The following is a 22103-nucleotide window of genomic DNA, read 5'->3' on the forward strand; positions in this document are numbered from 1 at the left end:
CTTACGTCCCGGCAAAGGAGCTGCGAGGATGCGTTCACCCGCGAGACGTACAACCTGGGCCGTCGCGCTCAGCGCCATTCTCACCCTCGCCGCCTGCGGCGGGGGTGGGGACTCCTCTTCCAGTGCAGACGATCCGATTGTCGTCGGCATCTCCCTGCCCCTGACCGGCGACTTCTCCGAGCCCGGAAAGGGCGTCCAGGAGGGGTACGAGGCCTGGGCCAAGATAACGAACGACAAGGGCGGCCTCCTCGGCGGCCGCAAGATCGAGCTGAAGATCCTCGACGACCAGTCCAACGCGGACCGGGTCGTCGCCGACTACGAGCAACTCATCGGCAGCGACCAGGTCGACCTGGTCGTCGGCCCGTTCTCGACCCGCCTGGTCGTGCCGTCGGCCCGGGTCGCGCAGGAGTACGGCATGCTCTTCGTCGAACCCGCTGGCGCGGCCGCCGAGGTGTTCAACCAGGGCTTCAAGAACCTGTTCTACGCGGCCCCCGCGGTCGCCGACGACCACTACAACCACCTGGCCGAATACCTGCTCGCGCTGCCGGCCGGCCAGAAACCGGCCACTGTGGCGTACGCGGCCATGGACGACCCGTTCGCGCAGGGTACGGCGTACGGGCTGAAAAAGAAGTTGGAAGCCGGCGGCGTGAAGACCGTGGTCGACGAGGTCTATCCGCCCAACACGACCGACTTCGGCAGCATCGCGGCCAAGATCGCGGCGGCCAAGCCCGACATGGTGGTCGGCGGCTCGCAATATCAGGACGGCGTGAACCTGATCGTGGCCCTGCAACAGCTGAACTACCAGCCGAAGCTGGCCGCGTTCTCGACCGCGCCGACGAACCCCGAGTTCGCCAAGGCGATCGGCAACAAGACCGAGGGCATACTGTCGCCGACCGGGTACAGCCAGGACGCCCCGTACGAAAGCAACAAGGAGTTCGTCGAGAAGTTCACCGCCCAGTTCGGAAAGGCGCCCGAGGAGGATCAGGCCAACGGTTACACGACGGGCCAGGTCGTGGCGGCCGCGGTCGAGGCCGCCGGATGCGCCGAACAGGGCGACTGCCAGCAGAAACTGATCGACTGGCTGCACGGCAATACGGTCGACACCGTGGTCGGCCCGCTGAAGTGGGACGCCACCGGCAAGCCGCAGGGCGCCCACATGATCCAGCAGTGGGTCGGCAACGACATCAAGATCGTGCTCCCGGCCGACGCCAAGGAGGCCGACCTGGTCTACCCGAAACCGGCCTGGTGATGCTCCTCCTCCAGAGCGTCATCCTCGGGCTGCTCCTCGGCGGGCTGTACGCCCTGCTCGCCGCGGGGCTGACCCTCTACTTCGGCATCATGCGGGTGGTGATGATCGCCCACTCGGCGTTCCTCATCCTGGCCGCGTACCTGGCCTGGTGGACCAACGACCGCCTCGGCATCGACCCGCTGCTGTCCCTGGTGGTGACCGTGCCGCTGTTCTTCGGCGCCGGCGTGCTGCTGCAGCGAGGACTGTTGTCGCGACTGCGCCCGGCGACCCTGACGATGATGTCGGTGCTGATCACGTTCGCGATCGCCCTGATGATCGAAGGCCTTCTCGGGTACGCCTTCTCGGGCACCCAGCGCCGCATCCAGCTCGGCTACGGCACGGCGAGCTTCGACCTGTTCGGGGCTCGGGTCGCGGTGGTCAAACTGATCGCGTTCGGCTTGGCCGCGGTCTCGCTGGCCGCGCTGTACCTGCTGATGAAACGCACCCAGTTCGGCTGGGCGCTGCGGGCCACCATCCAGCACCGCGACGCGGCACGCCTGGTCGGCATCGACACCGAACGTACGGCGGGCTACGGCTTCGGGCTGGGCCTGGCCACCGCCGCGATCGGCGGGACGGCGCTGTCCCTCGACACCACCATCTACCCGTCGCTGCACTGGCACTGGATCGGCCCGCTGATGGCGATCATCGTGGTCGGCGGCCTGGGCAGCGTGGCTGGCGCGGCGGCGGCGGCCCTGGTGCTCGGCCTGGCGCAGAGCCTGCTGCAGATTCCGATGGGCGCTACCTGGGCGCAGACCGTGTTCTATGTGGCGCTGTTCGCGACGCTGGCCGTCCGGCCGCAGGGATTCTTCGGAGGCCGCCTTGCCCAACGTTTCTAAGCCCGGCGCTTCGGAGGCCGGCAGCGCATCCCCGGGTCCCAACGTTTCTAAGCCCAATGCTTCGGGGGCCGGCAGCGCATCCCCGGGTCCCAGCGTTTCTGGGCCTGGTGCTTCGGGGGCCGGCAGTGCTTTGCCGGGTTCCAGCGTTTCTGGGCCTGGTGCTTCGGGGGCCGGCAGTGCTTTGCCGGGTCTCAGCGTTTCTGGGCCTGGTGCTTTGGAGGCCGGCAGTGCACTGCCGGGTCTCGGCGTTTCTAAGCCCAGCCCGGGTCTCGGCGTTTCTAAGCCTGGCACTCCGGACGCTGGTTCGGCGGGGCCGGGGCGGTGGTTGCCGCTGGGGGCCGGGCTGGTGCTGGTCGTCGCGATCCTGGTGTTTCCGAGTCTGGCGCCCAATCCGTACATCCTCAGCTCGGGCGTGATCGTCCTCAACTGGGCCGTGCTGGCGACGGCGTGGAACTTTGTCGGCGGGTTCACCGGCTACATCTCGCTCGGCCACGGCGCTCTGGCCGGGCTCGGCGGCTATGCGACCGGTCTCCTCATCACCAAGGCCGGCATGCCCAGTTTCGGGGCGCTCATCGTCGCCGCGATCCTGATCGCCGCGCTCGCCGTTCCGATCGGTTTCGCGGCGCTCCGGGTGCGAGGCGCCTCGTTCGTGATCGTTTCGATCGCTCTGGTGCTCATTCTGTTGCTCGTTTTCCAGAGCTGGTCGTCCGTGACGGGCGGTTCGCGCGGTCTGGTCGTCCCGCGGCCGTTCCCGGGCATGCTGCGGCCCGAGCATCATCGAGTCTTCTTCTTCCTGTACGGCGGCCTGCTCGTGCTCGCGTTGCTCACCTGGTGGCTGCTCGACCGTTCCCGTTTCGGTATGGGCCTCAAGGCGATCCGCGAGGACGAGGACAAGGCGGAGTCGCTCGGCACGCCCACGTTCGCCTACAAACTGACCGTCTTCGTGGTGTCCGCGGCGTTCACCGCCTTGGCCGGCGGTCTCTACGCGCTGTGGTTCGGTGACCTCGACCCGGTGTTCCAGTTCAGCGTGCTGACCGGCTCGTACATCGTGCTCATGGCCCTGCTGGGCGGCGTGCGCAACCTGTTCGGCCCGGTGCTCGGCGCGATCGTCGTCGGCGTGGCGCTCGAATATTTTAAGGCCGAGTTCGGAAGCTCACCCCTGCACCTGGTCACCACCGGCCTGCTGCTGGCCCTGGTCGTGATGTTCATGCCGGACGGCGTCATCCCGTCGGTGACCGCGCTCGTCCAGCGGCTGCGCAAACGCGAACAGAGCTCCATCCGCGAGGTAACCGCAGCCGACCTGGCCGAGCAGCGAAAGCGCGACCGAGAGGAGGCGAACACATGACGCTCAACCCAGCACGCGGCCGCGACTGCGCGATGGTGCGCGTGGCGCGCAGTCCTGCACGCCGTCGCGACCGCGCGATGGTGCGTGGGGCGAGCAGCCCCGCACGTGGTTGTGGCTGCGCGAAGGTGCGCGTGGCGTGCAGTCCAGCGTGCGGTCGTGGCTGCGCAGAGGTGCGCGTGGCGCCCATTCCGGGACGGTGGCTGGTGCGCGAAGGAGTGGGCGCATGACGTTGACGACGAGCGGGTTGCGTAAGGCGTTCGGTGGGGTCGTGGCGTTGGACGGTGCGGACGTCGAGTTCGTGCCGGGGAAAGTGAACGCGCTGATCGGGCCCAACGGGAGCGGCAAGACGACGTTCTTCAACTGCGTCACCGGCATGATCAAGCCGGATGCCGGCCGGATCACGTACGGGGGGAAGGATCTCACCGGGCGGGCTCCGCACGTGGTGGCGCGGGCCGGAGTGGGTCGCACGTTTCAGCTCTGCCGGGTGTTTCCGCGCATGACGGCGGTCGAGAATGTGCTCGCCGCGGTCCGGCCGGGTGGGCTGGTGCACGGTTTGCGGAGCGCTCATCGGCGCGCGGAGATCGAGCGTGCGCACGGCTGGCTGACCCGGCTCGGGATCGAGCATCTGGCCGGGGCGGAAGCGCGCAACATGTCGTGGGGGCAGCAGAAACTGCTCGAACTGGCGGGCGTTCTGATGGCCGAACCGAACACGATTCTGCTCGACGAACCGGCCGGTGGCGTCAATCCGGCGCTTCTCGACCGGATCGGCACGCTGGTGCGCGACCTGAACGCCGAGGGCCGCACGTTTGTGATCGTCGAGCACAACATGGACCTCGTGATGAGCATCAGCGATCACATCGTGGTGTTCGACCGTGGGCGGCCGATCGCCGCCGGGCCGCCGGCCGAGATCCGCGCCGATGAACGAGTGCTGGGGGCCTACCTTGGTGTCTGAGATCGAGCTCGTCGACGTCCAGGCCGGTTACGGACGGGCGGCCCCGGTGCTGCGCGGATTCAGCGTCGCCGTCCCGGCCGGCACAGTCGTCTGCCTGGTCGGGCCGAACGGGGCCGGCAAATCCACGGTGCTCAAAGTGGCCGCCGGACTGCTCGCCCCGCGCACCGGCCGGATCCTGGTCGGCGGTCAGGACATGACCGGCGCCGGGCCACAGAAGATGCTCGCCCAGGGCGTCGCGCTGGTCCTGCAGGGCCACAGCGTCTTCCGTGAGATGACCGTCGAGGAGAACGTGCTGCTCGGCGGATACACGCTCACCGACAAGAGCAAACGCGCGAGACGCGCAGCTTTCGTCAAGGAACTCTTCCCGGTGGTGGGGGAGCGCTGGCACTCGCTGGCCGGGCTGCTCTCAGGTGGACAGCAGAAACAGGTCGAGTTCGCGCGTTCACTCATGGTCGATCCGAAGGTCGTGCTGCTCGACGAACCGTCCATGGGACTCGACCCCAAGGCCACCAGCACCATCTTCGACCAGGTCGTGCGGATGCGCGACGCCGGGACGGCCGTGCTGCTGGTCGAGCAGAACGCCCGGCGCGCGTTGGAAACCGCCGATCTCGGATGCGTGCTCGATCTGGGGCGCGTGCACATCTCCGGGCCGGCCGCCGATCTGCTGGCCGACCCCCAGCTCGGCGAGCTCTATCTGGGCGGCCGCCCCGCCGAGAAACCGCCCGTTCCCTGACCGCTTCGCTCACCCGCACGACTCGCTCAAGTTCGCTCACCCCGCACAACCGTCAGCGGGATCCGTGGCCGGAGCGGGACTCGCACGACTCGCTCAACTTCGCTCACTCGCACGACTCGCTCAAGTTCGTTCAACCGCACAACTCGCTCAACTTCGCTCATCCAGGCGGCTCACTCAGTCGCTGATCCGCACGACTCGCTCACCCGCACAACTCGCTCAACTTCGCTCACCCGCGCGACTCGCTCAATCGCTGATCCGCGCGACTCGCTCATCCGGACGACTCGCGCAAACGTGCGGCTCGTTCAGACCGCAACAGCGCAACACGCTCAAGCGCCACCTGTCACCACCGATGAGAGGTGTTCACATGCGCAAAACAGGAGCCGTTGTCGTCTCCGCTGTCCTCGCGGCCACCCTGGCCGCTTCGCCCGCCGCGGCCGGTGACCACGGCCCACGCGACGTCCACCCGTCCCTGCGGCCGCACCTGGTCGCCTTCTACGACTTCGACCATCCGATGCCGGGCGACGCCGCGCTCGAGCAGGACCAGGGCCGCTCCAGCACCGAGATCGAACTGGTCAACGGCGGCGCGGCCATGCGGGTCGCCGACCGTGCCTATCCCGGGGGCGGGCGCGTTCTGCAGACCCGGCAGGTCAACCCGGGTGTCACCGGCAATGACGACTGGAAGGCCGGCACCTGGTCGTCCAGTGGTGTCCGTACGTTGCGCGCTTTCAATGCGGTCGAGGGCTCCACGGTCATGGGCTGGTTCAAGCGCTCGATGGACGGCCCGGCCGCCGGCTACAACGCGATCGGACTGGCGGGCGTCCTGACGGGTGATTCCGACGGTCACGGCGTACGGGCGCTGCTGGAACTGATCGATGTGAACGGTGAACTGAAGCTGGTCGCGCTCGGCCGGCGGATCGACGGCGGGAACTCGCAGACGTTCGCGGCGAACGAGGACTGGCGGACGCTGCTACCCAAGGACAAGTGGGTGCATCTGGCCGCCACGTTCAACTTCACGAACGGCACGATGGCGCTCTACCGCAACGGTCAGGCCGTGCCGGGGTTCTACACCCGCGACGACGATCCCTGGCTGGTCGCCGGTCCCGGTCCGCACGTCACCACGGCGACCGACCCGCGCGGCATCAAGATCGGCGGGAGCTTCCCGCAGAACACGCTCGAACGTAATCCGTGCGACTGCCGGATGGACGCCCTGATGTTCCTCGATCGATCGCTGACGCCGCGTGACGTCGCGAACCAGTACCGCACGATGACCCGCTGACCGTCCTGCCGAGGAGTAACCATGCGCAGATTGGCCATCGTCGCCGCCGGCGCGATGCTTCTGTCCACATTGGTGGGCGCGCCCGCCCGTGCGGCCGAGCCCGCCATCTACGACCCGATCCCGACCGAGCCCGTCACCTCGAAGCTCGGGCTGGTCCTGACCGAATACGCCCAGTTCCCCAAGTCCGAGACCAACCCACCGCTGGTCGACCAGCGGCTCAACCGGGTGGCCCGGATCAACACCATCATGGAACTGCCCGACGGCTCCGGCCGGCGCGCGGTGCCCGATCTCAACGGCAACCTGTACGTCGTGAAGAACGGTGTCCCGAGCGTCTACCTCGACGTCGCCGCCACCTTCGCCCCGCAGTTCTTCTCGGGCCGCGGGCTCGGGCAGGGCTTCGGCTACGTGGCGTTCCACCCGGACTTCCGGCGCAACGGCCTGTTCTACACGATTCACACCGAGCAGGCGTCGGCGACCACGGCGGTGCCCGATTATGTTCAGTCCGGCGTGATCTACCACGGCGTGATCAACGAGTGGAAGGCCACGAATCCGGCCGCCGACACGTTCGCCGGCACGCACCGGGAGTTGCTGCGGATCGGCTTCGGCGGCCAGGTGCACGGCATTCAGGAGATCAACTTCAACCCGACCGCGCGGCGCGGCTCGCCCGACTACGGCAAGCTCTACCTAGCTGTGGGCGACGGCGGTCTCGGCGTGAACAACACCGACCCGCAGAACCTCGCCATCCCGCACGGCAAACTGCTGCGCATCGACCCGGCCGGTACGAACTCGCCCAACGGCAAGTACGGCATCCCGCGCGACAATCCGTTCGCCGATCAGACGGACAAGGCCGGCGAGATTTTCTCGTACGGATACCGGGATCCGCACCGATTCAGCTGGGATCGGGCCACCGGCAAGCTCTACCTGGGCCACATCGGCGAGCATGCCATCGAAGCCATTTACGAGGTGAAAGCCGGCGACAACATGGGTTGGAGCGAGCGCGAGGGAGCGTTCGTCTTCGACAACACCTCGGCCAACCCGTGCGACCGGCTGTTCCCGCTGCCCGCCGGCGACAGCGGCTACACGTATCCGGTGGCCGCCTATGACCACAACCCGGCGGCGAACTGGAACTGCACGTCCGACGTCGGCGTGGCCGTCGCGGGTGGATTCGTCTATCGCGGCAAGGACGTTCCGGCGCTGCGCGGCAAATACGTCTTCGGCGACCTGGTCGACGGCCGCATCCTCTACACCGAGGCGTCCGAGATGCGCCGCGGCCGGGCCCCCGCCACGATTCACCGGCTCAACCTGTTCAATTCCGCCGGTACGCCCGTACGGATGCAGGATTTGTCCGCGCCGGGCGCGCCGGGCGATCCGAACCGCGTCGACCTGCGCTTCGGCACCGACGCCCAGGGCGAGCTCTACATTCTGGCCAAGGCCAATGGCAAGATCTGGAAGGTGACCGGAACCCGAGTCTTTGCCGCGGCCTCGGCCGGGCCTTCCCGGATCGCTCCGGCGCCCCGCGCTTCGAACTGGGCGCCCGTCACGCCGTCGAAGTGGCAGTTCACGAACGGGCAGGTCATCCTGGCCGAAGCCGGCAGCGAACGGCCCGGTCCGCGCCGGCCCTTCGAATACGCCGTGCTGAGCGCCGGGCCGGTGTGGGGCGCGGTCGACATCCGGGCCCAGGTGCGCCTCGACGAACCGGTCACGCTCACCAACCGCGACGTCATCATCGTCTTCGGCTATCAATCGGACACGCAGTTCTACTATGCGCATTTCTCGACGGACAACACGATCCTGCCGCACAACGGCATCTTCAAAGTCAACAATGCCGACCGGGAGCGGATCGACTATCAGTGGAACGGTCGCTCGCGCGGCGCGAACCCGGCCATCGTCGACGAGCGGTTTCATTCCGTACGGGTAAAGCATCTTCCCGCCACTGGTGAAATCGCGGTCTATGTGGACGGGCGGTCGGATCCGCTGATGACGGCGCGCGACACGACGTTCACGTCCGGGCGGGTCGGGTTCGGCTCGTTCGACAATCGGGGCCGGCTGCGCGACCTGACCGTCACGGGGACGCCCGCTTCATGACGGAAACCCGTGTCTCCTGCTCGTCGCTACTGCGGTGTCGATGATGCCTCTGAAGCGACGAAGCTTCCTTCGGCGGTCGTGCTGATGGGCGTGAAGGAGGTCCCGGCCCGCTTCCTCTCGTGTCGGCGGCTGCTTGTGCGATCTGTTTCGCCAGGCTGCTGGTCGCGCTGACGACGGGCCGGTCACCCTTGGTGGGGTTCCGGCCCGTTCGCGTACGGCTGTGTGGTGGTCAGGGATTGACCCCTTCCTCCGGGGAGCCGGCCGAACCGTTCAGGGTGCTGTCGGTGCCGGTCGTGTCGATGCCGTTGGTCTCGTCGGCCAGGGACGGCTCGGTGGCGGCGGGCTCAGCTGTGGGCTCGGTGGCAGCGGGCTCTGTGGCCGGCTCGGCGGCGGGCTCAGTGGTGGCGGGCTCGGCGGTCGGCTCTACAGCGGGCTCGCTGGTCGGCTCGGCGGCGGGCTCAGCCGCGGGCTCGCTGGTCGGCTCGGCGGCGGGCTCAGCCGCGGGCTCGCTGGTCGGCTCGGCGGCGGGCTCATCCGCGGGCTCGCTGGTCGGCTCGGCGGCGGGCTCAGCCGCGGGCTCGCCGGTAGTGGGCTCGCTGGCTGTGGGCTCGGCGGCCGGCTCACTCGGCGGCGGAATCGTGGGCTCCGGGCTGGCGGTCGGGGTCGGCTCCGGGTTGGCGGTGACGGTCGGCTCCGGGCCGGGGTTGCCCGCCGGGCGTGGGGCGGGCTCGGGTTCCGTGCTCGGCGGCGGGCCGGCCGGGCCGGGTTCGCCCACCGGGCCGGGCTCGCCGACCGGGCCTCCGGGCGGGGGCGGCGGTCCGGCCGGGCCTCCCTGGGGGCCACCCTGCGGCTCGCCAGGCCATCCGGCCGGCGCCGCGGGCCAGGCCGGCATCTTCGAGATGTCGCCCATGATGATCACGATGATGTTCGGGTGTCCGGGCGGGCCGGGCAGGACCGCCGGACCGCCGTAGGGGCCGGCCGGGGCGGGTCCGCCCATCGGTCCGGGCGGCGGCGGCTCGGCGGCGAACGCGGTCGTCGTGGGGCCCATCGCGAGGACGGCGCCGGCCAGCAGGCAGGCGCCGGCGAACAGTTTCTTACGCATCGGATTTTCCTCCCGGAACTACGTCAGGTCCCGCACAGCGAAGCACGGCCGACGGCCCGTCACAGGCAATTCCGGCGAGAACGAAAACGAGGTTCCGGAGACCGGAAAGCACCCCGGTTAACAAGGGTCACCGGGGGGAATACAGGTAACACGGTGCGGTTTACTCCGGCGCCGTAAAAGGGAATGGAATGCCCGATCGTGACCGGCCGAATGCCGACGCGCTGTTTCGGTGAACAACGCCCGGTGTTTCCCGTTTCGCCCTCGGGGTATCGCTGCCGGACGGTACAGATGCACCGGCCGGTTCGGTGGTGGTGCGCGGCCGTTCCGCGCTGCGGGGAAGAAGGTCGACATGGCCTGGGTGGACGAGGTACGCGCGCGGGCGCAGGCCCGGCTCGAGCAGGCGCGGCAGGGGACCGGGGCGCCGCCGTTCCGGGAAGATCCGGCGACCCCGGTGGTGATGGTCGACGCCTCGCCGCGCGACGAGGACGGCATTCCCCGGCCGGTGCGGATCGCCGGTGCGTGGGCCTGGCGCATCGTGCTGTTCTTCGCCGTCGGCTGGCTGCTGCTGCAGGTCGTCTCCCAGCTCAGCGTGGTAGTGATCCCGGTGCTGGTGGCGGTACTGCTGGCGGCCATGTTCCAGCCGGTCGCGGCCTGGCTGCGCAACCGGGGGATGGGCCGGTCGCCGGCTGCCGCGCTGGTGCTGGTGACCGCGCTGATCGTGGTGTTCGGCGGTCTCGGCCTGATCATCAACACGTTCGTCTCGCAGATCGACACGCTGGGTTCCCAGGTCGGCGACGGTGTGCGCCAGGTGCAGGAGTGGCTCGCCCAGGGCCCGCTGCACGTCACCCAGCAGCAGATCGACGACGCGATCACCCAGGTGCAGAACTCGATCACCTCGAACCGGGGCGCGCTCACCTCGGGTGCGCTGACCACCGCGACGACTGTGGGCGAGATCGGCACCGGCTTCTTCCTGACGCTCTTCACGTTGTTCTTCTTCCTGCGCGACGGCGACCAGATCTGGCGGTTCCTGTGCCGGTTGCTGCCCGGCGCGGCCCGCACGCCGACCGCCCGCGCCGGTCACTACGCCTGGCACACGCTCGTCTCGTACGTCCACGCCACGGTCCTGGTCGCCTTCGTGGACGCGATCGGCATCGGCATCGGGCTGTTCGTGTTGCGCGTTCCGCTCGCCCTGCCGCTGGCCGCGCTGGTCTTCCTGGGCGCGTTCATCCCGGTGATCGGTGCGACGGTCAGCGGCGCCGTGGCCGTGCTCGTCGCGATCGTGACGGTGGGCCCGGTGAAGGCGTTGATCCTGCTCGGTGTCGTCATCGCCGTGCAGCAGCTCGAGGGGCACGTGTTGCAGCCGCTCATCATGGGCCGGGCGGTCGCACTTCACCCGCTGGCCGTGATCCTGTCGATCGCCGCCGGCGTGGTCCTGGCCGGCATCGTGGGCGGCCTGATCGCCGTGCCGCTGCTGGCGGTCCTCAACACGGCCGTGCGCTACCTGGTCGCGCATCCGAGCGGCGATCCGACACCCGACCGCGAGCCGCCGGGCACAAAACCGGTCGACGACGACGAGCCCGAGGTGCCGAACGACGTCCCGCCGGCCCGCTCCTCGCTCGGCGACGACCAGGCCGACCCCGGTCCCGCCCCCGCGTAACGGCCGAGCCGCGGCCGACCCTGGTCCCGCCCCCGCGTAACGGTCGAGCCGCGGCCGACCCTGGACCGGCGCCCGCGTCACGGGCCACTATGGCGGAATGCTGGAACTGCGGCTTCTCGGCGGCTTCGAGTTGCTCGCCGCGGGGACGCCGGTAACGCTCACGTCCGTACGCGCTCAGGCCGTGCTCGCATTCCTGGCGTTGCGCGGCGGGAACGCGTACGGGAGAAAGCAGTTGGCCTTTGCCCTCTGGCCCGACTCGGCCGAACACCAAGCGCGCACCAATCTGCGGCATGTATTGCACACTTTGCGCGCGGCCGTGCCCGGGATCGATGCGCATTTGCGCACCGACGCGCAGTCTGTGGCGCTCACGGACGTCCAAGTGGACATCGCCGGTCTGAGCGGAACGACCGTCGCGCAGTTGACCGCCGCGGCCGACAGCTATCGCGGTGATTTGCTGGAGGGCTGGTACGACGACTGGGTTCTGGCCGAGCGCGAACACTTTCGGCGCACGATATTGGACGTTCTTGTGCGTTTGGTGCCGATGCTCGAGCGGGACGGCGATCCGGCCGCCGCGATCCGTTACGCCGAACGGCATCGCGCGCTCGACCGTCTCGCCGAGGAGCCGTACCAGGCGCTGATCCACCTCTATGACCGGCTCGGCGATCGCGCGCGGGCCGTCCGGACCTATCACGAATGCGCGGCCACGCTGCGCGACGAGCTGGGCGTGTCCCCTTCGGAGAAGACCCTTTCCGCGTACGCCGCCCTGCTCCCCGCCGCGCCCGAAGTGCCGCGGGAGAGCGTGTTCGTCGGCCGGCGGGACGAGCGCCGCACCCTGATCGACCTGTGGAAACGCGACCCGGCCCACCTCGTGGTGATCGGCGGCGAACCGGGGATCGGCAAGTCCCGTCTGGCCGCCGAGTTCCGGCACTGGGCCGCCGGGCAGGGCGCGGTCACGGCGTCGGCGCGGTCCTATCCGGCCGAGGGTGAGCTCGCGTACGGGCCGATCGTCGCCTGGATGCGCGAACTTGGCGTCGGCCGGCCCGATCCCGCCGCCTCGGACGACCGCCTGCGGCTCTTCGAGGCGATGGTGCACGCGTTGCGTCCCGGGCCCGGCGGTTCGTTGCTCGTGGCCGACGATCTGCACGCGGCCGACCCGGCGACGTGCCAGTTCCTTCATTTTCTCGTACGCGAATCGCCCGGCCCGCTCCTCGTCGTGGCCACGGCCCGGCTGGCCGAGATGGATCCCGGGCACCCGGCGCACGTCCTGCTCGACGGTTTACGGCTGCTGGGCCGGTGCACCACCGTGCCGCTGGCCCGGCTCGATCGGGCCGCGACGGCTGCGCTCGCCGAGCGTCTCGGGCACCGGCTGGTCGCCGCCGACGTCGAGCGGCTCTTCGCCGAGACGGAGGGGAACCCGCTGTTCGTCGTGGAGTCGCTCCGGGCCGGTTCGCTGGCGACTCCACGGGTGCAGGCCGTGCTCGAGGCCCGGTTGCGGCAGCTGTCCCCGGAAGCGCTCGAGCTGGCCGGCATCGCGGCCACGGCCGGTTCGTCCATCCCCGTCGGCGTGTTCCCGGGCGACGCCGCGGCTGGGTTGGACGAGTTGTGGCGGCGGCAGATCCTGGTCACGGGCGCCGGCGACACGTACGACTTCAGCCACGACAAACTGCGCGAGACGGCGTACGGCATGCTCCCACCCGCCCGGCGGCGCCAAAATCACGGGATGATCGCCCGGGCCCTGTCCGCAGCGGCCGGCATCCCGCCCGCGCTGGGCGTTAGCTCGTCCGCGACTCTGTCCGCTACGGACACCATCTCGTCCGTTTCGGGCGGCATCTTGTCCGCGAGATTGTCCGTGGCGGACGAGAACGCAGGTCGGATCGCGGTGCATCTGGTCGAGTCCGGGGCGCGCGCCGAGGCTGTCGGCTGGTTCGTGCGTGCGGCGCGCGTCGCGCAACGGGTCTATGCCGACGCCGAGGCCGCTGCACTCCTGCTTCGTGCGGCCGAGCTCGTCCGCGGCCAGGACCGTGAACTCGATGTGCTGACCTCGATCCCGGGGCCGCTCAGCTCGGCCGAGGGCTATGCCTCGCCGCGCCTTCGCGAGGTGCTCGACCGCGCACTCGCGTTGGCCGGTCCCGAACCGGCCGCGCCGCTGCTGCGGGCCCAGGCGATGGCTGTGCTGTCCCGCGGCGAGTTCCACGACGCCCTGCGCTTCGGTGCGGCCCTGCGAGAACGGGGTGAGCAGGTCGAGGGCCATTTCGTGCAGGGCGTCGGGGCCGCCTGGCGAGCCGACCACGAGACGGCACGTGAGCACCTGGCCGCCGCGATCGCTCACTATCGTCCGGAAGACCGTGGCCAGCACCTGCTCGTGTTCGGGCAGGACCCGCTGGCGCTGTGCCATGTGCGCCTGGCCCACGTGCACATCCGGCTGGGCCGCGCCGAGGCGATGCGGCCGAGCCACGGTGACGGATCGGCGCGCGACAGCGGCCGTTCGCTGGACCGCGACGATGAGGCGCGGCGGCTGCGTGACCGCGGTGTCGGGCTGGCCCGTAGCGGCGGGCATCCGTTCACCCTGGGCGGCACGCTGTTGTTCGCCGCCGTGTGCGACCTCGACCTCGGTGACTGGGACGCGTTGCGGGACCGCGCCGCCGAGCTGAACGGGCTTCGCGACAAGGCTGCTCCCATCCGGCTCTTCAGCGAGGCGCTGAACGGGCTGCTGGACGGGAACGCCCTGGCCCGCATCGACACCACCCTGGACGACCCTGGCCGGTTCACCGCGCCCGGCGTGCCGGCCATGCTGCTGCGCCTCCGGCTGGAAGCGGCGCGATCACAAGGCCTGGCGGACGAGGAGCGCGCGACGGCCCGGCGGCTGCTGGCCGACGGCGTACGGGTGTGGGATCCGGAGGCCCGGGCCGCGCTGTCGCTCGACTGACGAAAGAGGTGCGGTGGGGGTACGGGGCGGCGCTCGCGATGTACTGACGGCGCGACGGTGTTCGGAAGCCTGCGTCGTGTTTGAGACGGCTGACGGCGCTCGTTGTCGATGCAGCCCGACGCCATCAAAGCGCTGCCCGCGAGCGCCGCGACGTTCGTGGAACGCTTGTGGAACGGGTGGCGGTGCACGCTGCCCGCCATGACTTCAACGATGCATCGCAGCGCCTTCGGGCGGTTGCGCGCCGAGTTTCGCGGGGCCCTGCTGCGGCCCGGTGAGGAAGGCTACGACGAGGCCCGGCGACTGTGGAACGGAGCCTTTGACCGGCGGCCTGCCCTGGTCGCCCGTTGCGCGGGGGCCGACGACGTGCAGAGTGCCGTCCGGTTCGCTCGGGAGAACGATCTGCCGATCGCGGTTCGTGGCGGTGGCCATTCCGTTCAGGGGTACAGCATGGCCGACGGTGGCCTGACCGTCGACCTGTCCGCCATGAAGGCTGTCGCCGTCGATCCCGGCGCGCGCACCGCGCGGGCCGCGGCCGGGCTGACCTGGGCCGACTTCGATCTGGCGACCCAGCGCCACGGGCTGGCCACCACCGGCGGTTCGGTCAGCTCGACCGGGATCGGCGGGGTCACGCTCGGCGGCGGGTTCGGACACCTGATGCGCAAGTACGGGCTCACGGTCGACAGCCTGCGCGGGGCCCGGATGGTCACCGCCGAGGGTGAGCTCGTCCGCGCCGACGATGAACTGTTGTGGGGCCTGCGCGGCGGGGGCGGGAACTTCGGCGTCGTCACCGAGTTCGAGTTCGACCTGCATCCCGTTGGGCCGATCGTGCTCGGCGGGCCGATCTTCTGGCCGCTCGACCAGGCCGCGACGGTGCTCGAGTTCCTGCGCGACTGGGCGCCCGACGCCCCGGACGAGCTCGGGGTCGGCATCGTCGCCACGCACAATCCGCCGATCCCCGACCTGGCCGGAACGCCCCTGCTGGGCCTGATCCCGGTCTGGTGCGGCGACCTCGACCGCGGCGCGCAGCTGCTCACCCCGTTGCGCCGGCTGCGGAAGCCACTGGCCGATCTGGTGCGCCCCCAGCCGTACCGGGCCGTGCAGTCGATGCTCGATCTGGCCGCGTCGCCCGGGTTGTCGTCGTACTGGCGGTCGCACCGGCTTCCGGCCCTGCCCGGTCCGGCGATCGATGTCATCGGTGACCTGATCGCTTCGCTGCCCACACCGCAGTCGTTGCTGAACGGCTGGGTGATCGGTGGGGCCGCGTCGCGGGTCGCGCCCGAGGCCACGGCGGTCGGGCCGCGGACACCCGGCTTCGAACTGCGCGTCATCGCCAACTGGGCCGGCGGACCCGGGCACCACGACTGGGTCCGGCGCGGCTGGGAGCGGTTGCGCCCGTACGCCGACGGTCAGTACGCCACTTTCCTGTCCGACGAGGACCCCGCGACGGCGTACGGGAGATCGCTCGAACGGCTCACGGCGGTCAAGGACCGCTGGGATCCCGGCAACGTGTTCCGTCTCAACCCCAACATCCAGCCCAGCTCTAGGAGTTCACGATGACCGTTCTGGTGACCGGCGCGACGGGCAATGTCGGCGCGCATCTTGTTCGTTCGCTCAGTCAGCGCGGTGCGAAACTGCGCGCGGTCGGCCGCGACCTCGATCTGAGCGGTGGTGACCGGCTGTTCCTGGCCTGCGGCAACGTGCCCGAGCAGGTGGCGTTCGAATGCGCGGCGATCGACGCGGCCGTCGCGGCGGGCGTCAAACTGATCGTGAAACTGTCCGGTCCGGACGCCTCCGTGCACTCGCCGCGCATCTTCGAGCGGTGGCACGGTGAGATCGAACAACATCTTGCGCGCTCCGGCATCCCGCACGTGTTGCTGCGGCCACGAGCGTTCATGACAAACCTTTTCGCGTACGCCCCGGCCGGCACCCTGTTCGCTCCGGCTGGAAACGCGCAGATTTCGTTCATCGACCCGCGCGATGTGGCCGACGTGGCGTCCGTAGCGCTCACCGGCGACGGGCACGACGGGAACGTCTACACGCTCACCGGTCCGGCGGCGATCACCTTCGAGCAGGTCGCGGCCGAACTGTCCACGGTCTGCGGACGTCCGGTCACCTACGTGCACGTCACCGACGACCAGGCCCGCGAGGGCTTGCCGCCGTTCGTCGCGGACGCGATCGTCGGCATCTTCCGGTCGCAGCGTGCGGGCAGCATGAGCGACACGACCGACACCGTGCTGCGGCTGACCGGACACGAGCCGCGCTCGTTCGCCACTTTCGCGCGCGATCACGCCGCGGTGTTTAGGGGCTGACTGGACGTGGGCCGTGGTCGCGGTCGCGCCGCGGTGTTTCGGGGGCTGAGCGGACGCGGGCCGTGGACGTGGGCCGCGGTCGCGCGCGATCACGCCGCGAATCCCGGGGGTGTGAGCGGGGCTGGAAATCGCTCATCCGGCTGCGAGTTTGCGCGCTCGCCGCCAGGATGAAGAGGGGAAACGCGTTGTCTTCACGTATGTCAATATTGAAGATCTGCGATTTGCGCCCTAGGTTCTCTTGTCAACGGGGATCGGCGGTCTGACCAGGCCTGCCCTCCTCGCCGGAGCACGACCCGGATCACGAGCCGGATCGACTAGGAGGACACCTTGGACACGCACCCGCGCAGCTCATCGGTGAGCCGCAGGCGCATGCTGACCATCGCGCTGGGCGGAGCGGCCACCGTCGCGCTGCCGACGCCGGCCTGGGCCGCTACCGGGCAGCGGCCCGGCGCCGCCCTGCCGCCTACGCTGACCGGCCGCGACATCGATGTGGCGAAGCGGGTCTCGGCCCAACGCGCGCTCGAGCACCTCAAGGTGCTGTCGATCGGTATCGGTCCGCGCATCGGCGGCACCCGGTCGGAGCGGGTCGCGGCGGGCTACCTGTCGGGCGTGCTCGACAAGCTCGGCTACGACGTCGAACTGCAGCCGTTCCCGGTCGCCGACAAGTTCCTGGCCCAGCTCAGCTCGCCCCGCGGTCTGCCGAGCGACCTGAACTGGCAGTGCGGCGCCTCGCCGCACGCGGCCCTGGACACCAAGGTGCGCGGCGACGTGCTCGACGCCAAGCTGGGCGGGGAGGCCGACTACCCGGCGGACGTACGGGGCAAGATCCTGCTGATCGACTACGTGGCCGACACTCGCGAGACGGTCGTCGCGCTCGCCGTGGCGCGCAAGGCCGCGGCGGTCATCTTCCTGCCCGCCGACCTGGTCGAGCCGCGCCGGGCGTCGGCGTTCAGCCCGCAGCTGCCCGGGCTGGCCACCACTCCCGCGCCCATTCCGGTCGTCGGTGTCGCGCAGGCCCAGAAGCACCGGCTGCGCGAAGCGTGCAAGACGCGCAAGTTGCCGCTCACCTTGTCGACCGTTGCGCACCGCGGACTGACCTCGAACAACGTCATCGCCAACACGCCGCGCCGTTCGTCGACCGGGCCGGTCGTGATGGTCAGCGCCCACTACGACACCGTGATCGGTGCTCCCGGTGCGAACGACGACGGCTCGGGCACCGTGCTTTGCCTGGAACTGGCCCGTGTGCTGCGCAAGTTGCCGGCGACCGCACAGGTCCGGTTCGCGTTGTGGGGGTCGGAGGAGCAGGGGCTGATCGGTTCCCGCTACTACGTGGCCCAGCTGCCCCAGGCCGAGCGTGACCGCATCCTCGCCGTCTATCAGAACGACATGGTGGCGACCAGCTGGGACCCGGCCACCCGCTACTGGCTGTTGTCGTTCGACGGCCTGGCCAACCGCGCCACCGACGAAGTGACCGCGGCTGCCGTCCGTCTCGGCTACCAGCCGCGCATCTCGCCGGTCACCTTGCGCGGTTCGAGCGACCACCAGTCGTTCCAGGAGGTCGGCATCGCCGCGGCCAACTTCTCGTGGCGGGGCGAGGAGTCGCCGGCGCTGCTCGAGCCGCCGTACCACAGCCCCGAGGACACCATCGCCAAGAACATCAGCCTCGAGCGCCTCCAGGTCTCGCTCGAACTGATCGGTTCCGCCGCCTACGCGACCGCAGTCTGACGAGCTGCGCTCCGCCGCCTCTTTCCCGAGCCGGCGGAGCGCAAGTCAGGCGCTGACGTGGCGGACGGGGTCCGGCGTGGCGGTGAACGTGTCGCCCCGCTGCCTGCCCGACCCGCGCTTCCCCGAGACAGTGCTGAGCCGCTACCGGCTGATCGCGTGAGCGACGACCTCCGCGCCACAGCTGGCCGAGTTCGCCCGGCGGGTGAAGTTGTCCAGGCCGACGAAGTCGCCACGAGGTGCCTTGGTGGTCGTATGTCAACCGCTGACGTGGCGGAGGACGGCCAGGACGCGGCGGTTGTCGGTGTCGGAGGCGGGCAGGCCGAGCTTGGCGAAGATGTTCGCCACGTGCTTCTCGACGACTCCGGGCGTGATGACCAGGGCGGCTGCGATCCCCGCATTGGAGCGTCCCTCGGCCATCAGCGCCAGCACCTCACGCTCGCGAGGCGTCAGCGAGGCCAGCCCGGCCGTGTCCCGGCCCGCTCGCATCAGGTGGCCGACCACCTCGGGGTCGAGGGCAGTGCCGCCGGACGCGACCCGGGTCAGCGCGTCGACGAAGTCGGCGACGTCGGCGACCCGGTCCTTGAGCAGGTAGCCGACTCCCGTCGGGCGGTCGGCGAGCAGGCGGGTCGCGTAGCGGGTCTCCACGTATTGCGAGAACACCAGCACTCCGACGGTGGGGTGGTCGCGCCGGATGTCGATCGCGGCGCGTAGGCCCTCGTCGGTGTGCGTGGGCGGCATCCGGATGTCGATGATGGCCACGTCGGGCGGGTCGGCCTCGATCGCGGATCGCAGGGCCTCCGCGTCGGCGACGGCCGCGGACACGTCGAAACCCCGGTCGGTGAGCAGTCGGACCAGGCCTTCGCGCATCATCGCGGCGTCCTCCGCGATCACCACCCGCATCTGTCGTCTCCGTTCATGCGCTGAGGGGAGGGTTCTATGACGATTTCACACGCGTCCGGGCGCATGGGCGGGACGAAGCCCCGCACGGAAGGAAGTAGCGCGCGGGAGGAGGCAGCGGCACGCGAACCAGCAGCGAGTACTCGGGCCAAGTCATACGTGAGTGGGTAGCTCGATGACGATCCGGGTCGGGCCGCCGACGGGGCTCGACACCTGCATGGTGCCGTCGACGACGGCGATGCGGCGGGCCAGGCCGGACAAACCGGGGCCGTTCGCGTCGGCGCCTCCTGTGCCGTCGTCGGTTGTGGTCAGGGTCAGGTGGTCGGCTGTGCCGTTGACGGCCAGGGTGATTCTTTGGGCGCGGCTGTGTTTGGCCGCATTGGCCAGGAGTTCGGCGGCGCAGAAGTAGGCGATGGTTTCGATCGCCGGTGCGGGGCGGTCCGGCAGGCCGACGCGTACGGAAACCGGAATTGCACTTCCTGTCGCGAGGGTTGTCAGCGCGTCGGCGAGCCCGTTGTCGAGCACCGGCGGATGGATTCCGCGTACGAGGTCGCGCAGCTCGGCCAGGGCGTCCTTGGCGCCCTGGTGGGCGAGCGCCACCAGCTCACGAGCCTGCGCCAGGTCGGGCGCCGGGCCGTCGGTGCCGAGCTTCTCGGTGGCCATGCCGAGGTTCATGGCCAGCGTGGCCAGGCGGATCTGGGCGCCGTCGTGCAGGTCCCGCTCCAGGCGGCGCATCATCGCGGCGGCGTCGTCGATCGCCTGGGCCCGGCCGGCCTGCAGCCGGCGAAGCCGTTCGTCGAGTCCGCGCGGGCCGAGCAACCAGCGCATCGAGGCCACGTCAAGCACCGTGCCGGCCCGCATCAGCCACGGGGCGATCAGGAGCATGGCCAGTCCGGCGGCGGCGATGACGAACGTACGGGAAAAGGTCTGTGCCTCGAGAAAGCCGAACGGGGTGAGGGCGCGCACCGGTTCGAGGGTGGTGCCGGGTGGATGGTTGCGGAAGAGCGGCCACCACACCGGATAGCTGAGGTTGACCACCCCGAAGACGTAGCAGAACGCGCCGTAGCCCTGGGGGATGGCCAGGGGAATCTTGAGCAGGCTGTAGCCGACGGCTCGCCAGCCCGGCCGGGGGACCGCGGGCTCGACACGCTCGCCCAGCAGGCGGTCGGCCAACGCGCGCTGCGCCGTCCCCATCGCGCGCCCGAGCGGGGCGGCCAGGAAGGCCAGTGCCACCAGGGTGAGCGGGAACAGCACCAGGAACACGGGGGCGACTACGGGGGCGGGCTCCTCGTCGAAGGCCCCGGTCACCTGGAGTATGAGGGCGGCGGCGGACGGGATGAGCGCGGGGACGGCCAGCACGGCGACGGCGCCGACCACGCCGGCGACACAGAACACCAGCCGGCGCAGGGCCAGGGTGGTGAACGGGGCGCGCAGCGCGGTCATCGGTCCATTCTTGCCGGTCACGCGTCTCGGCGGCGGAGCAGGACGGCGCCGAACAGGACCAGCGCCAGCGCATACCCGCACATCAGCAGCGTGCTGACCGGGCCGGAGAACAGCCCGGGAGTGGGTGTGGTGACCGCGATCGCGTTGAGCAGCATGAGCAGCGGGACGAAGCGGCCGACCGCGATTCCGCTCTCGCCGAACAGGCCGGCCGCGATCGTCGGCACGAACATCAGACCGAACAGGATGCCGATGGCGGCGCCCGAGTGCCGCACGACGGTCCCGATGCCGACCCCGATCAGTGCCGTTGCGGCCAGGTAGACGCCGGTCAGTACGACCGCCCGCAGGTTCGCGGCGTCGCTGAGGGGAGCGGACGGGATGGCGGTGCCGGTGATCGCGAGCTGCCCGCCCAGGTAGCCGGCGAAGCTCGCGGTCATGCCGGTGAGCAGGGCCGCGCCGCCGCCCACGATGACCTTGGCGGCCAGGACGGTCCGGCGCCGGGGGACCGCGGCGAACGTCGAGCGGATCATCCCGGTGCCGTATTCGCTGGTCACGACCAGGACGCCGATCGCGCCGAGGAGCAGCTGGGCCAGGATCGCGCCGCTGAGGCTGTTGTTGAAGATCTGGGCCGCGGTGGCGACCGGCGTGTGCGACCGGTAGCCGAGGCCCACCCCGACCCCGGTCGCGGCCATGGCGACGACCGACGCGATGGCCAGCCACCAGGTCGACCGGACGCTGCGGAGCTTGATCCATTCCATGCGGGTCGCGTTCTTCATGCTGCTTCCGTTCCGTGGTAGTCGGTGGCGCTTGCGGTGAGCCGGAAGAACGCGTCCTCCAGGCTGTCGTCGACGGCGGCCAGTTCGGCGACGGTCGTCTCGGCCAGCAGCCGGCCCCGGCCGATGACGATCAGCCGGTCGGCGGTCAGGGCCATCTCGGCGATCAGGTGGCTGGACACGAAGACCGTCCGGCCCTCGGCCGCCAGCCCGCGCAGCAGGTCCCGGATCCAGCGGATGCCCTCCGGGTCGAGCCCGTTGACCGGTTCGTCGAGCAACAGCACACCCGGGTCGCCGAGCAGGGCCACCGCGACGCCGAGCCGCTGGCGCATGCCGAGCGAGTAGGTTCCGGCCCGTCGCCCGGCCACGTCGGACAGGCCGACCGTGCGCAGCACCTGCTCGACCCGGGAGCCGGGGAGGTCGTTGCTCGCGGCCAGCGCCGAGAGGTGGGCGCGGGCGCTGCGGCCGGGATGGAACGCCCCGGCGTCCAGCAGCGCGCCGACGGCGGTCAGCGGGCGGGGCAGGTCGGCGTAGCGGACGCCGTTGATCAGGGCCTGGCCGTGGTCGGGGGCGTCCAGTCCCAGGATCATGCGCATCGTCGTCGACTTGCCGGAGCCGTTCGGTCCCAGGAACCCGGTCACCACACCCGGCTGCACCCGGAAGCTCAGTCCGTCGACGGCGACCTGGCGGCCGTATCGTTTGGTCAAATCCCTCAGTTCGATCACGTCATTGACGCTAGGGACCGGCGCGGGCGCTCAG

17 protein-coding genes are annotated in these 22103 nt (G+C 70.1%); 12 read left to right on the plus strand and 5 right to left on the minus strand.

Features of this window, described 5'->3' with window-relative positions:
* Positions 1-28 precede the first annotated feature (28 nt).
* The 7 genes from KOI35_RS45340 (at position 29) to KOI35_RS45370 (ending at position 8515) form a co-directional block, all read left to right on the plus strand.
* Positions 29-1249: an amino acid ABC transporter substrate-binding protein gene (locus KOI35_RS45340; RefSeq protein ID WP_215795992.1), complete on the plus strand. Its 1221-nt coding sequence runs from the start codon at positions 29-31 to the stop codon at positions 1247-1249.
* A complete protein-coding gene (locus tag KOI35_RS45345) occupies positions 1249-2124 on the plus strand; it encodes a branched-chain amino acid ABC transporter permease (protein ID WP_215796036.1) in 876 nt (291 codons plus the stop codon). The genes KOI35_RS45340 and KOI35_RS45345 overlap by 1 nt, the downstream gene beginning before the upstream one ends.
* A 325-nt stretch (positions 2125-2449) precedes the next feature.
* Positions 2450-3469, plus strand: coding sequence for a branched-chain amino acid ABC transporter permease (locus KOI35_RS45350; protein WP_246614864.1), 1020 nt, complete (start codon positions 2450-2452; stop codon positions 3467-3469).
* A gap of 223 nt (positions 3470-3692) precedes the next feature.
* On the plus strand, positions 3693-4421 hold the full coding sequence (locus KOI35_RS45355) for an ABC transporter ATP-binding protein (RefSeq protein ID WP_215795994.1): 729 nt from the start codon (positions 3693-3695) through the stop codon (positions 4419-4421).
* The gene (locus KOI35_RS45360) at positions 4414-5154 is read left to right on the plus strand and encodes an ABC transporter ATP-binding protein (RefSeq protein WP_308121452.1); all 741 of its coding nucleotides are present in this window, start codon (positions 4414-4416) and stop codon (positions 5152-5154) included. Before KOI35_RS45355 ends, KOI35_RS45360 begins: the two co-directional genes overlap by 8 nt.
* A 364-nt stretch (positions 5155-5518) precedes the next feature.
* Positions 5519-6430 carry a LamG-like jellyroll fold domain-containing protein gene (locus tag KOI35_RS45365; protein WP_215795996.1) on the plus strand — a complete coding sequence of 304 codons (912 nt, stop codon included), beginning with the start codon at positions 5519-5521 and terminating at the stop codon, positions 6428-6430.
* Between the two features lie 21 nt (positions 6431-6451).
* Positions 6452-8515, plus strand: a complete 2064-nt coding sequence (locus tag KOI35_RS45370; protein ID WP_246614866.1) for a PQQ-dependent sugar dehydrogenase — start codon at positions 6452-6454, stop codon at positions 8513-8515.
* Positions 8516-8744: 229 nt separating this feature from the next.
* On the opposite strand, the gene KOI35_RS45375 is transcribed toward KOI35_RS45370, so the two are convergent.
* Positions 8745-9617 (minus strand): hypothetical protein, encoded by an 873-nt coding sequence (locus KOI35_RS45375; RefSeq protein WP_215795997.1) that lies wholly within the window; start codon positions 9615-9617, stop codon positions 8745-8747.
* 349 nt (positions 9618-9966) lie between these two features.
* Between KOI35_RS45375 and KOI35_RS45380 the strand changes: the two genes are divergently transcribed.
* The 5 genes from KOI35_RS45380 to KOI35_RS45400 all read left to right on the plus strand — a co-directional run bounded on the left by KOI35_RS45380 (position 9967) and on the right by KOI35_RS45400 (position 18234).
* Positions 9967-11274, plus strand: coding sequence for an AI-2E family transporter (locus KOI35_RS45380; protein ID WP_215795998.1), 1308 nt, complete (start codon positions 9967-9969; stop codon positions 11272-11274).
* A gap of 97 nt (positions 11275-11371) precedes the next feature.
* Positions 11372-14200: an ATP-binding protein gene (locus KOI35_RS45385; protein WP_215795999.1), complete on the plus strand. Its 2829-nt coding sequence runs from the start codon at positions 11372-11374 to the stop codon at positions 14198-14200.
* A 198-nt stretch (positions 14201-14398) separates the two neighbouring features.
* Positions 14399-15757 (plus strand): FAD-binding oxidoreductase, encoded by a 1359-nt coding sequence (locus KOI35_RS45390; protein ID WP_215796000.1) that lies wholly within the window; start codon positions 14399-14401, stop codon positions 15755-15757.
* Complete coding sequence (locus KOI35_RS45395; RefSeq protein WP_215796001.1) at positions 15754-16509, plus strand: NmrA family NAD(P)-binding protein; 756 nt, start codon at positions 15754-15756, stop codon at positions 16507-16509. The genes KOI35_RS45390 and KOI35_RS45395 overlap by 4 nt, the downstream gene beginning before the upstream one ends.
* A 354-nt stretch (positions 16510-16863) precedes the next feature.
* Complete coding sequence (locus tag KOI35_RS45400; protein ID WP_308121453.1) at positions 16864-18234, plus strand: M28 family peptidase; 1371 nt, start codon at positions 16864-16866, stop codon at positions 18232-18234.
* Positions 18235-18489: 255 nt separating this feature from the next.
* Here the strand turns inward: KOI35_RS45400 and KOI35_RS45405 are convergent, their stop codons facing one another.
* From KOI35_RS45405 to KOI35_RS45420, 4 genes are all read right to left on the minus strand, one after another.
* Complete coding sequence (locus tag KOI35_RS45405; protein ID WP_215796002.1) at positions 18490-19134, minus strand: response regulator transcription factor; 645 nt, start codon at positions 19132-19134, stop codon at positions 18490-18492.
* Between the two features lie 150 nt (positions 19135-19284).
* Positions 19285-20574, minus strand: coding sequence for a sensor histidine kinase (locus tag KOI35_RS45410; RefSeq protein ID WP_215796003.1), 1290 nt, complete (start codon positions 20572-20574; stop codon positions 19285-19287).
* Positions 20575-20591: 17 nt separating this feature from the next.
* Positions 20592-21347: an ABC transporter permease gene (locus KOI35_RS45415; protein ID WP_215796004.1), complete on the minus strand. Its 756-nt coding sequence runs from the start codon at positions 21345-21347 to the stop codon at positions 20592-20594.
* Entirely contained in the window at positions 21344-22069 is a 726-nt protein-coding gene (locus tag KOI35_RS45420) for an ABC transporter ATP-binding protein (protein WP_215796005.1), read from the minus strand. The genes KOI35_RS45415 and KOI35_RS45420 overlap by 4 nt, the downstream gene beginning before the upstream one ends.
* Between the last annotated feature and the right edge of the window lie 34 nt (positions 22070-22103).

It is taken from the genome of Paractinoplanes bogorensis (assembly GCF_018829635.1).
In the GTDB taxonomy this organism is placed as follows: Bacteria; Actinomycetota; Actinomycetes; order Mycobacteriales; family Micromonosporaceae; genus Actinoplanes; species Actinoplanes bogorensis.

What these genes read in the sequence shown, in the direction of transcription:
- KOI35_RS45340 (WP_215795992.1), top strand. Translation starts at nt 29, where the DNA reads ATGCGTTCACCCGCGAGACGTACAACCTGGGCCGTCGCGCTCAGCGCC.
- KOI35_RS45345 (WP_215796036.1), top strand. Translation starts at nt 1,249, where the DNA reads ATGCTCCTCCTCCAGAGCGTCATCCTCGGGCTGCTCCTCGGCGGGCTG.
- KOI35_RS45355 (WP_215795994.1), top strand. Translation starts at nt 3,693, where the DNA reads ATGACGTTGACGACGAGCGGGTTGCGTAAGGCGTTCGGTGGGGTCGTG.
- KOI35_RS45365 (WP_215795996.1), top strand. Translation starts at nt 5,519, where the DNA reads ATGCGCAAAACAGGAGCCGTTGTCGTCTCCGCTGTCCTCGCGGCCACC.
- KOI35_RS45370 (WP_246614866.1), top strand. Translation starts at nt 6,452, where the DNA reads ATGCGCAGATTGGCCATCGTCGCCGCCGGCGCGATGCTTCTGTCCACA.
- KOI35_RS45375 (WP_215795997.1), bottom strand. Translation starts at nt 9,617, where the DNA reads ATGCGTAAGAAACTGTTCGCCGGCGCCTGCCTGCTGGCCGGCGCCGTC.
- KOI35_RS45380 (WP_215795998.1), top strand. Translation starts at nt 9,967, where the DNA reads ATGGCCTGGGTGGACGAGGTACGCGCGCGGGCGCAGGCCCGGCTCGAG.
- KOI35_RS45385 (WP_215795999.1), top strand. Translation starts at nt 11,372, where the DNA reads ATGCTGGAACTGCGGCTTCTCGGCGGCTTCGAGTTGCTCGCCGCGGGG.
- KOI35_RS45390 (WP_215796000.1), top strand. Translation starts at nt 14,399, where the DNA reads ATGACTTCAACGATGCATCGCAGCGCCTTCGGGCGGTTGCGCGCCGAG.
- KOI35_RS45395 (WP_215796001.1), top strand. Translation starts at nt 15,754, where the DNA reads ATGACCGTTCTGGTGACCGGCGCGACGGGCAATGTCGGCGCGCATCTT.
- KOI35_RS45405 (WP_215796002.1), bottom strand. Translation starts at nt 19,134, where the DNA reads ATGCGGGTGGTGATCGCGGAGGACGCCGCGATGATGCGCGAAGGCCTG.
- KOI35_RS45410 (WP_215796003.1), bottom strand. Translation starts at nt 20,574, where the DNA reads ATGACCGCGCTGCGCGCCCCGTTCACCACCCTGGCCCTGCGCCGGCTG.
- KOI35_RS45415 (WP_215796004.1), bottom strand. Translation starts at nt 21,347, where the DNA reads ATGAAGAACGCGACCCGCATGGAATGGATCAAGCTCCGCAGCGTCCGG.